The sequence below is a fragment of the Roseomonas sp. TS2 genome (assembly GCF_058833935.1).
On the sequence record NZ_JCACVY010000182.1, the window covers coordinates 1 to 8,920 of the forward strand.

General features: G+C 70.3%; 12 protein-coding genes. All 12 read left to right on the top strand.

Going from position 1 to position 8,920, the window contains the following annotated elements; all coding sequences use genetic code 11:
* On the top strand, positions 1-943 hold a 943-nt coding region (locus tag ACZJYS_RS20280; protein ID WP_493180108.1), incomplete at its 5' end, for a major capsid protein.
* A gap of 6 nt (positions 944-949) precedes the next feature.
* On the top strand, positions 950-1,288 hold the full coding sequence (locus ACZJYS_RS20285; protein WP_493180109.1) for a head-tail joining protein: 339 nt from the start codon (positions 950-952) through the stop codon (positions 1,286-1,288).
* Positions 1,285-1,836, top strand: a complete 552-nt coding sequence (locus ACZJYS_RS20290) for a hypothetical protein (RefSeq protein WP_493180110.1) — start codon at positions 1,285-1,287, stop codon at positions 1,834-1,836. The genes ACZJYS_RS20285 and ACZJYS_RS20290 overlap by 4 nt, the downstream gene beginning before the upstream one ends.
* 13 nt (positions 1,837-1,849) lie before the next feature.
* Positions 1,850-2,011 carry a DUF2635 domain-containing protein gene (locus tag ACZJYS_RS20295; protein ID WP_493180111.1) on the top strand — a complete coding sequence of 54 codons (162 nt, stop codon included), beginning with the start codon at positions 1,850-1,852 and terminating at the stop codon, positions 2,009-2,011.
* Positions 1,998-2,246, top strand: coding sequence for a hypothetical protein (locus tag ACZJYS_RS20300; protein ID WP_493180112.1), 249 nt, complete (start codon positions 1,998-2,000; stop codon positions 2,244-2,246). The genes ACZJYS_RS20295 and ACZJYS_RS20300 overlap by 14 nt, the downstream gene beginning before the upstream one ends.
* The gene (locus ACZJYS_RS20305; protein ID WP_493180113.1) at positions 2,246-3,724 is read left to right on the top strand and encodes a phage tail sheath subtilisin-like domain-containing protein; all 1,479 of its coding nucleotides are present in this window, start codon (positions 2,246-2,248) and stop codon (positions 3,722-3,724) included. The genes ACZJYS_RS20300 and ACZJYS_RS20305 overlap by 1 nt, the downstream gene beginning before the upstream one ends.
* A gap of 3 nt (positions 3,725-3,727) precedes the next feature.
* Positions 3,728-4,096 (top strand): phage tail tube protein, encoded by a 369-nt coding sequence (locus tag ACZJYS_RS20310; RefSeq protein WP_493180114.1) that lies wholly within the window; start codon positions 3,728-3,730, stop codon positions 4,094-4,096.
* A 2-nt stretch (positions 4,097-4,098) separates the two neighbouring features.
* The gene (locus ACZJYS_RS20315; RefSeq protein ID WP_493180115.1) at positions 4,099-4,407 is read left to right on the top strand and encodes a phage tail assembly protein; all 309 of its coding nucleotides are present in this window, start codon (positions 4,099-4,101) and stop codon (positions 4,405-4,407) included.
* A gap of 122 nt (positions 4,408-4,529) precedes the next feature.
* Positions 4,530-6,509 carry a hypothetical protein gene (locus ACZJYS_RS20320; protein WP_493180116.1) on the top strand — a complete coding sequence of 660 codons (1,980 nt, stop codon included), beginning with the start codon at positions 4,530-4,532 and terminating at the stop codon, positions 6,507-6,509.
* Positions 6,506-7,267 (top strand): DNA circularization N-terminal domain-containing protein, encoded by a 762-nt coding sequence (locus tag ACZJYS_RS20325; RefSeq protein WP_493180117.1) that lies wholly within the window; start codon positions 6,506-6,508, stop codon positions 7,265-7,267. Before ACZJYS_RS20320 ends, ACZJYS_RS20325 begins: the two co-directional genes overlap by 4 nt.
* Positions 7,264-7,827 (top strand): hypothetical protein, encoded by a 564-nt coding sequence (locus tag ACZJYS_RS20330; protein WP_493180118.1) that lies wholly within the window; start codon positions 7,264-7,266, stop codon positions 7,825-7,827. Before ACZJYS_RS20325 ends, ACZJYS_RS20330 begins: the two co-directional genes overlap by 4 nt.
* A 439-nt stretch (positions 7,828-8,266) precedes the next feature.
* Positions 8,267-8,920 (top strand): phage baseplate assembly protein (locus tag ACZJYS_RS20335; protein WP_493180119.1); only part of this gene is annotated, 654 nt, incomplete at its 3' end.

Below are 8,920 nucleotides of genomic sequence, written 5' to 3' on the forward strand. Positions count from 1 at the left end.
GGGCTCGCTCAACATCTTCACCGACAAGCCCATCCGCACCACGGCGCTCGCCGTCGAGGAGCGCAACGGCGTGCTGGTGGTGATCCCGACCAGCCAGCGCGGCGCGCCGCTGACCGAGCGCACCACGGAGAAGCGCAAGATGCGCTACTTCGAGACGCCGCGCCTGGCGCACGGCGACACCATCAATGCCTCCGAGCTGCAGGGCATCCGCGAGTTCGGCACCGAGAGCGTGCTGATGCAGCTGCAGACCGAGGTGGCGCGGCGCCTGGCCGGCCCCACCGGCCTGACCAGCAACATGGAGTACACCTGGGAGCGGCACCGCCTCGGCGCCGTGCAGGGCCTGCTGCTCGATGCCGACGGCTCGGTGCTGTTCAACTGGTTCGACGAGTTCGGCGTCACCCAGCCCGCTGAGATCGCCTTCGACCTGAAGGCCGCGACGCCCAAGGACGGCGACCTGCGCCGCAAGTGCAACGCCGTGGTGCGTGACATGCAGCGCGCCGCGCAGGGTGCCTGGGCGCCCAACACCCGCGTGCAGGCGCTCTGCGGCGACGAGTTCTGGGACGACCTGATCAGCCACCAGGACGTGGTGAAGACCTACCTCAACTGGGAGGCGGCCAAGGAGCTGCGCACCGGCGCGGCCTTCTCCTCGATGCACTATGCCGGTATCGACTGGCTGAACTACCAGGGCTCGAACGACCAGAGCACCATCGCCATCGAGCCCACCAAGGTGAAATTCTTCCCCGTGGGCGCGCCCGGCGTGTTCGAGCGCGCGCTGTCCCCGGGCGAGACCTTCGACTGGGTGAACACGCCCGGCAAGCCGATCTACGTGCTGCCGATCTTCGACCGCGACCGCAACAGCTGGTGGCGCCAGGAGGTGTACAGCTACCCGCTGCACATCTGCACGCGCCCCGAGATGCTGCAGAGCGGCCGCGCCGGGACCTGACGCACCATGGCCATCGACTTCGGCGCGCTGAACGCCGCCGTGCTGGAGGCCTTCGCCGAGCCGGAGCTGGTGGAATATCACCCGCGCGGCGTGAAGGGGAACCTTCAGGTCCGCGCGATCTTCGACCGTTTCCAGATCCAGGCGATGCTGGACGGCGACGCGCCGGTGTCGCTGATGCAGACGCAGATCGGCGTCTGCCAGGCCGACTTTCCAGCCGGCTTCGTGCATGACGCGGGTGACCGGGTGCAGATCCGGAACATCACCTTCGTGGCTCTCGACGCCCAGCCGGACGGCCAGGGCTGGGTCTACCTCCCCCTCAAGAAGGTAGGGAGCGCCGGCCCATGAGCGCCGAGGATTGGCCCTCCGCCCGGGCGCGCATCCGCCACATCGTGGTGGAGCTGCTCAAGGCCCGCGTGCCGGCGGTGCAGAAGCGGGTCTTCCGCGGCCGCACCTGGCCACTGCAGAGCCGCGAGATGCCCGCCCTGACGGTCTATGCCTGGCAGGAGGACAAGAAGGCGCCGCCCGGCGCCGGCACCTCCATCACCACCTACGACACCGAGCTGACGCTGGCGGTCGAGATCCGGGTGGACGAGGCGTCCCGCGCCAGCGAGCAGGCCGAGGCGGTCGAGGACGAGCTGGAGGCGCTGGCCGGTGCCGTCACTGAGGCGGTGCTGCAGGCGCCAGAGCTGCTGGGCCTCGATGGCCCAATCGAGCGCATCGCCGGCGTGCGGACCACCTTCGGCGTCAGCAGCAAGGACGGCGAGCAGACGCTGGGCCGCGCCCTGGTCGCCTTCGATCTGCGCTTCAGCGAGCGGTACGCGCTGCCGCCGCCCGCCATCGTCTGCGACGAGCCCGACTTCGCATTCGCGCCGCGCTTCGACGCCGCGCCGTAAAGGACACCCACCCATGAAGGTGAAGCCTGCGCCGGGTCGTGACGTGCGCGACCCCGATCTGCGCGACCTGCTGCCCGCCGAGGGTCGCGATGTGGCGCACACCGATTACTGGCTGCGCCGCCTGCGCGACGGCGACGTGGTCGCGGCGGACGAGGATTCCGATGCCGGTGAATGACCGCGTCGAGATCCAGAAGGTCGCGAACGGCTGGGTCATCTCGCCCGTCCGCCTGTCCTACATGGACCCCGCCCGCTCCGCCGAGATCCACGTCGCCCGCACGCCTGAGGAGGTGCTGGAGGCGGTGCGCGGCTTCCTGCTGACCGAGCTGGTCATCGACCCGGCGGCCGCCGAGCGCCTGAAGGCGATGGTGGCCAGCCCCACCCACATCCCCACCCAGGAGGCCCCCCGCTGATGGTCGGGTTCCGCGACATCCCCGCCGCCCTGCGGGTGCCCCTGTTCTTTGCCGAGCTGGACAACAGCCAGGGCAACACCGGCACCGAGGCGCAGCGCACCCTCGTGATCGGCCAGATGACCGCCGCTGGCACCCTGCCCGCCGGCCTGCCGGTGATCGACCAGGGCGCCGAGTGGCGCCGCGGCGCCGCCGGTGCCGGCTCCGAGCTGGCCCGCATGGCGGCCGCCTATCGTCGGCGCGACAGCTTCGGCGAGCTGCACCTGCTGCCGCTGGCCGATGCCGGGGCCAGCGTTGCGGCCACGGGCTCGGTGGCCTTCACCACCGCCGCCACGGCCGCTGGCACGCTGAACCTCTATGTGGGCGGCGAGCGGGTGCAGATGCTGGTGGTACCGAGCCAGACGCCGGCGCAGCTGGCCACCGCCCTGGCGGCCGCCATCACCGCGCAGCCCGACCTGCCGGTGACCGCCGCGGCCGCGACGGGCACGGTGACGCTGACCGCCAAGAACAAGGGCCTCAACGGCAACCAGCTGCCGCTGATGCTGAACTACCGCGGCGCCGCCGGCGGCGAGGCCACCCCGGCCGGCCTTGGTGTCACGCTGACCCAGATGACCGGCGGCACCACCAACCCGGCGCTCGACGCGGCGCTGGCCAACCTCGGCGACCGCACCTTCGACTTCATTGTCTGCCCGTTCACCGACAGCGCCTCCCTCGCCTCCATCCGGGCCTTCCTGGCGGCGCGCTGGGCCTGGGACCGGATGCTGTACGGCCACGCCTTTGCGGCGACCGCCGGCACACTGGGCGAAGCCACCACCTTCGGCCTGGCGCAGAACGACCCGCATCTGACGGTGATGCCGGCCAATGGCAGCCCGACGCCGCCGGCGATCTGGGCCGCCAACCTGGTGGGCGCGCTCGCCGTCAGCCTGCGCGCCGACCCTGGCCTGCCGCTGCACGGCCTGCCGCTCGACGTGCTGCCCCCGCCGGCGGAGAAGCGCTTCACCATCGGCGAGCGCAATGTGCTGCTGTTCGACGGCATGAGCACCCACACGGTGGCCGATGACGGCACGGTCACCACCGAGACCATCATCACCACCTACCAGCGCAACGCCGCCGGCGTGGCCGATGACAGCCAGCTCTATGTCGAGCGGATGTTCGTCGTGATGGCGGTGATCCGCGACCTGCGGGCCTTCGTCACCACCACCTTCGGCCGCATGAAGCTGGCCGATGATGGCACCGGCGCCCGACCGGGCTCGCGCATCGTCACGCCCAGCATCATCCGCGACGCGCTGCTCGGCCGGTACCGGTTCCTGGAGCGCCAGGGCCTGGTGCAGGACTACGAGGCCTTCGCCACGGCGCTGGACGTCCAGCGCAACGCCTCCAACCGCTGCCGCGTCGACGGGCTGATCCCCATCGTGCCGATCGACCAGCTGCGCCAGTTCGCCGCGGTCGTGCAGCCCCGCAACTCCAGCCAGGGAAGCTGATCCATGGCCGACAATTCGCGCCGCCTCGCAGGCCTCGTCTGGCTCTGGATCGAGGGTGTCGAGTACGAGGTGGTCTCGCAGCCGCAGTACGGCGTCTCCTCGGTCACGCGCACCACGCTCGCCAGCATGCGCGGCGTCAGCGGCTACTCCGAGACCCCCAAGCCTGGCTTCATCGCGGCGACGATCCGCGATGACGGCACCTTCAACGTGCGCGACTTCCAGGACATGACCAACGTCTCGGTCACCCTGCAGCTGGCGAACGGCAAGCGCATCAGCGGCACCGGCCTCTGGACGGTCGAGGCCGCCGAGGTGGACTCCACCGAAGCCACCTTCGCGGTGCGCTTCGAAGGCGAAGACGTGCGGGAGGGCTGATCGTGGACGACATCTACACCGACGACGAAACCGTCATCGAAGAGAAGCCGCCGCTGCGGATCCGCTTCGCGCCGTTCGAGGTCGGCGGCAAGACCTACGACAGCATCGTCGTCAGCGAGCCCACCGCCGGCCAGCTGCTGGCGATGGGCAAGCAGACCGAGGCGGTGCAGCAGATCCTGACGCTGATCTCGCTGAACGCCCGCATCCCCATGCAGGCCGCGCACATGCTGCCGCAGCGGGTGATTGAGCGGGCCAGCGAGCACTTCGCGTCTTTTTCGCCGCCCTCCCCGGCGAAGGCTGGCGAGGGCTGATCTCTGCCGTGACCCTGGCCTTTGGCTGGGGGCCGGTTGACGCGGAACAGCTGCCCGTCTCCCGCCTGCTGTGGTGGGCACGCGAGGCAGTGCGGCTGAAGAAACCACGGGAACCCTGAGCCATGGCCGCTGCTGTCGGCACCCTTTCCGTCACGCTGGCGGCCGTCGACCGGATCACCTCCCCCATCGCCCGCATCACCGCGACGGTCACCCGCCTGCAGGCGCGCCTGGCGCAAGCCGGCACGCAGCTACGCAGCGTCAGCCAATACGACCGGCTGGCCGGGGCAGCCCGCCGCGTGGCGCACTCCATGGCGACCATCATCCCGCCGCTCTCCGCCATCACGGGCGCGGCCAGCATCGCCGGTGTGGTGGGGCTGGCCACCCGTTGGGCGAGCTTCGCCGCGCAGATGGGCACCACCGCCTACCGGGTGATGGCCACCACAGCCAGCCTCAACGCCCTGCAGAACGCCGGGCGGCTCGCCGGGATCTCGGCTGAGGCGGTGACGCAGGGCCTGCAGGGCCTGGGCGATGCGCTGTCCGACGCGGTGGGCGGGCGCGACAGCACGGCGCTGCAGTATTTCGGCCTGCTCGGCATCCGCATGCGCGATGCCGCCGGCCGGGCGCGCACCGCCTCCGAGGTGCTGCCCGAGGTGGCGGACGGCATCGCCCGCATCGCCGATCCTCGCCTGCAGGCGCGGGTACTGAGCGCGCTGCGCCTGCCGGAATCCATGCTGCCTTTCCTCAAGGAAGGCAGCGCCGGCCTCAAGCGCTGGGAGGAGGATGCGCGCCGCTTTGGCGTCATCACCGAGAAGGGCGCCGCCATCGGCGCCAAGTTTGCCGAGACGCAGATGCGCCTCAAGATGGCGGCCGAGGGGTTGGTCAACTCCATCGCCCAGCGCCTGGCGCCCGTGATCGGCCCGATGCTGGAGCGGCTGACCAACTGGATCGCCGCCAATCGCGAGCTGATCGCCCAGCGCGTCGAGGAAGTGGTCACCCGCCTCGCCGCGGCGGCCGAGCGCTTCGTCGCCGACGGCGGACTACAGCGGATCGCCACGCAAGTCGGCGACATCGTCACCGGCATCACCAGCATGGTGGAGTGGATGGGCGGCTGGGAGAAGGCCGCCATCGGCCTCGGCGCGGTACTGACCGCCAACCTGGTTCTGCCGCTCGCTGCCATCGCCACCTCGCTCACCGCTATCGCCGCCTTCCGCGCGCCGGGCTGGATCGCCCGCATGATGGGCGGCGCCGGTGCCGCTGGCGCGGCCGGTGCGGCAGGCGTTGCCGCCTGGGAGTTGGGCAGCCTGCGGAGCCGGCTGCGCGACGACGCGCTGAAGCGCCTGCAAGAGGCGCAGGAGCGCGACCGGGCCGAGAATGGCGGCAAGGGCTGGCTGGACTCCGACAACTCCCTGGCCGGTTGGGGCAAGGTGCTGGTGGATCGGCTGCGCCGCAACCTGACGCCGGGCAATCAGAACACCAGCCGGGCACCGGCTGCCGGCCGCTCCGCCTCCGACCCGCGTGGCCTGCGCAACAACAACCCGCTCAACCTGACCTATGTCCCCGGTCAGCAGGGCCTTGATCCGGCAGCCCCCAGCGATGGGCGCTTCGGGCGCTACACCAGCATGGAGGCAGGCGTGGCGCAGGCGGTGCGGCAGATGCAGATCCATGCCCGCCGGGGTTTCGACACAGTTGGCAAGCTGATCCAGAAATGGGCGCCGGCGACCGAGAACGACACGGGTGCCTATATCCGCCGCGTCGAGCAGGAGACCGGCCTCAGCCGCGACACCCGCATCGACTTCACGGATGAAGCCATGATGCTGCGCCTGGTGCGGGCCATGGCGCGCCATGAGAATGGCCGCACGCCGGACGAGGCCGCGATGCAGCGCGGTGTCGGCATGGCCATCGGCCGGCCTTTACCGGTAGCGGCTCCAGCGGCACCTGCTGCCGGACCGGGCGCGTCGGGCAGCACCCCGGCAGCCTCCACGCCGCAGCGCATCGACCTGCGCATCTCTGGCCTGCCGGCGGGGGTGACCGCCACCACCACGACACGTGACCCGAATGGTGGGGTGCGCGTCGAGCGCGCCATGATGGGGAATGGGCCATGAGCTGGCAGGATGAGCTGCGCCCGGCCTCCTGGCGCGGCCTGCCTTTCGAGGTCTGGCACACCGACACTCAGGTGGGCCGCCGGGTGGCGCCGCACGAATACCCCTTCCGCGACACCGCCTGGATTGAGGATCTCGGACGGGGCATGCGGCGCCTGAGCGTGCTGGGCTTCCTGATCGGCGACGACTGCCTCGACCAGCAGGAGCGCATGGTCGAGGCGGCCGAGCAGGAAGGCCCGGGCGAGCTGATGCACCCGACCCTCGGGCTGCGCCAGGTCAGCCTGGTCAACCTCGCCACCACCTCGCGCCACGATCTGGGGCGGGTGGTGGAGCTGTCCTTCCAGTTCCTGGAGGCCGGCGACCGTCTGTTTCCGGAGTTCGGCCAGGACGGGCTCTCCTCCATCCTGGCGGCGGCCGACGCGGCGGACCTGGCCTCGGCCGGTGACTTCGCCGCCCAGGCCGGCCAGGCCCTGCGCCAAGGCACGGCGACGGCCGACCAGGCGCGGCGCACGCTGCGCGTCTGGACATCGACCGCGTCCCGCCTGTCGAGCGACGCACGCAACCTGCTGGGCGCGGCCAGCGGCCTGATCCCGGGCGCGGATCGGGTGATGAGCCGCTACCTCACCGGGCCGAAATCGCCGCTGGCGGCGTTCGACCGCGCCACCAACACCGTCAATGCCCAGCTCACCCGCGTGTCCCGCACGCAGCGCGCGGTCGGCCAGGCGGTCAGCGACATCACCACCCTGGCGGATCGGCTATGAGCACCACCACCGACCTGGCGGAAGGCCTGCAGGACCTGGTCGCCACCCTGCGTGGCATTGCCCCGGATCCAGCGGCGCAGATCACCCTGCTGGCGCCGCTGGCAAGGTTCACGCCGGGCGAGAGTTCTGGCGGCGGTACAGTGGGCAGGGCCATGGCCACCATGCAGGCGGCGGTGGGCGCGGCCTGCCGCCGCGCCGCGCTGGTTGCCATGGCGCGTGCCGCAGCCGCCAGCACCCCGGCTTCCTACGATGAGGCTGTGGCGCTACGCGACCAGCTCTGCGGCCTGCTGGAGGCGGAGGAGCTGGCGGCGGGCGATCTCGGCGACGATGCCAGCCTCGCCGCGCTGCGGGCGCTGCGCGGCGCGGTGCAGCAGGACCTGACACGCCGCGCGGCGGATCTGGCGGCGCTGCGCACGGTCAGCGTGCCGGGGCCGCTGCCGGCGCTGGTGCATGCCTATCGGCTGTACCGCGACATCGACCGTGCGGAGCAGCTCGCCGCCTACGCCAATGCAGAAGACCCGAACTTCATGCCGGTGGAGTTCAGCGCGCTCGGGACCTAGCCTCTTCCCGGCTGATCTCCCGGACGTCCGTCTCCCAAAACCACAGCGTCGGCTTTGGTAGATTGACGTCAATCCAGCTCGTCGCCACCAGCCTTAAATACTTGTATGGGCTCTTGTGGTCCAAAAGAACCCATATGCGCCCGGACACTACCGGCAGGCAGCGCCCTGCATCCATTCTATCCCTCCATGTTGCTTCATCGGGCTGGCCTACTCTTCTGACAGAAGAGAGGTATGTGGGGTTCATACATCCGATGATCCCTTCTTCATTCAGTTCATAGAAATGGAAACCGTTAGGCTCCTTCGAGGCGGCGGTACCAGGGAGCATGGTGAGGAAAAGCAAAGCGCCCAAGGCACGTAGGTGAGGCAGCGGCATTGGTCGATCCCAGATCGTGGATTGTTCCGATCCTGCCGAAAAGCAACCCATAAGGAACCAGGGATAATGCCCGACGACGGTGAGCTGACGCTCCTGGTCGAGGGACGGCGGCTGTCGGGCTGGCAGGAGATCCGCGTCTCGCGCGGCATCGAGCGCTGCCCCAGCGACTTCGACATCACCCTGACCGAACGCTTCCCCGGCGAGCTGGACGGCGTCACCGCACGCCCCGGCAGCGCCTGCCAGGTGCTGCTCGGCCAGGATGTCGTGGTCACCGGCTACATCGACCGCTACGCCCCTAGCATCGACCGTGGCAGCCACCGGCTGCGCATGCTCGGCCGCGGCCGCTGCCAGGACCTTGTCGACTGCTCCGCCTGGCTGCGCGACAGCAACAGCCAGCTCATGCTGGCCAGCACCCGGGCGCTCGCCGCCCAGCTCGCCGCCCCTTTCGGCATCAGCGTCACCGCCCCCGATGGCGACGGCCTCGTGGTGCCGCAGTTCAACCTGATCCTGACCGAAAGCCCATGGGACGTCATCGAGCGCATCGCGCGCCATTCCGCGTTGCTCGCCTATGAAGGTGCGGATGGCAACCTGATCCTGGCCCGTGGCGGCACCGACCGCATGGCCTCGGGCTTTCGCCAGGGCGTCAATGTCGAGGCGGCGGCCGCCAGCTTCGGCACCGACCAGCGCTTCAGCCTGTACGAAGTTCTGTGGTCGAGCATG

Bases quoted from the DNA above. Each gene is read 5' to 3' on its own strand.
- ACZJYS_RS20285 (WP_493180109.1), top strand. From the start codon at position 950: ATGGCCATCGACTTCGGCGCGCTGAACGCCGCCGTGCTGGAGGCCTTC.
- ACZJYS_RS20290 (WP_493180110.1), top strand. From the start codon at position 1,285: ATGAGCGCCGAGGATTGGCCCTCCGCCCGGGCGCGCATCCGCCACATC.
- ACZJYS_RS20295 (WP_493180111.1), top strand. From the start codon at position 1,850: ATGAAGGTGAAGCCTGCGCCGGGTCGTGACGTGCGCGACCCCGATCTG.
- ACZJYS_RS20300 (WP_493180112.1), top strand. From the start codon at position 1,998: ATGCCGGTGAATGACCGCGTCGAGATCCAGAAGGTCGCGAACGGCTGG.
- ACZJYS_RS20305 (WP_493180113.1), top strand. From the start codon at position 2,246: ATGGTCGGGTTCCGCGACATCCCCGCCGCCCTGCGGGTGCCCCTGTTC.
- ACZJYS_RS20310 (WP_493180114.1), top strand. From the start codon at position 3,728: ATGGCCGACAATTCGCGCCGCCTCGCAGGCCTCGTCTGGCTCTGGATC.
- ACZJYS_RS20320 (WP_493180116.1), top strand. From the start codon at position 4,530: ATGGCCGCTGCTGTCGGCACCCTTTCCGTCACGCTGGCGGCCGTCGAC.
- ACZJYS_RS20325 (WP_493180117.1), top strand. From the start codon at position 6,506: ATGAGCTGGCAGGATGAGCTGCGCCCGGCCTCCTGGCGCGGCCTGCCT.
- ACZJYS_RS20330 (WP_493180118.1), top strand. From the start codon at position 7,264: ATGAGCACCACCACCGACCTGGCGGAAGGCCTGCAGGACCTGGTCGCC.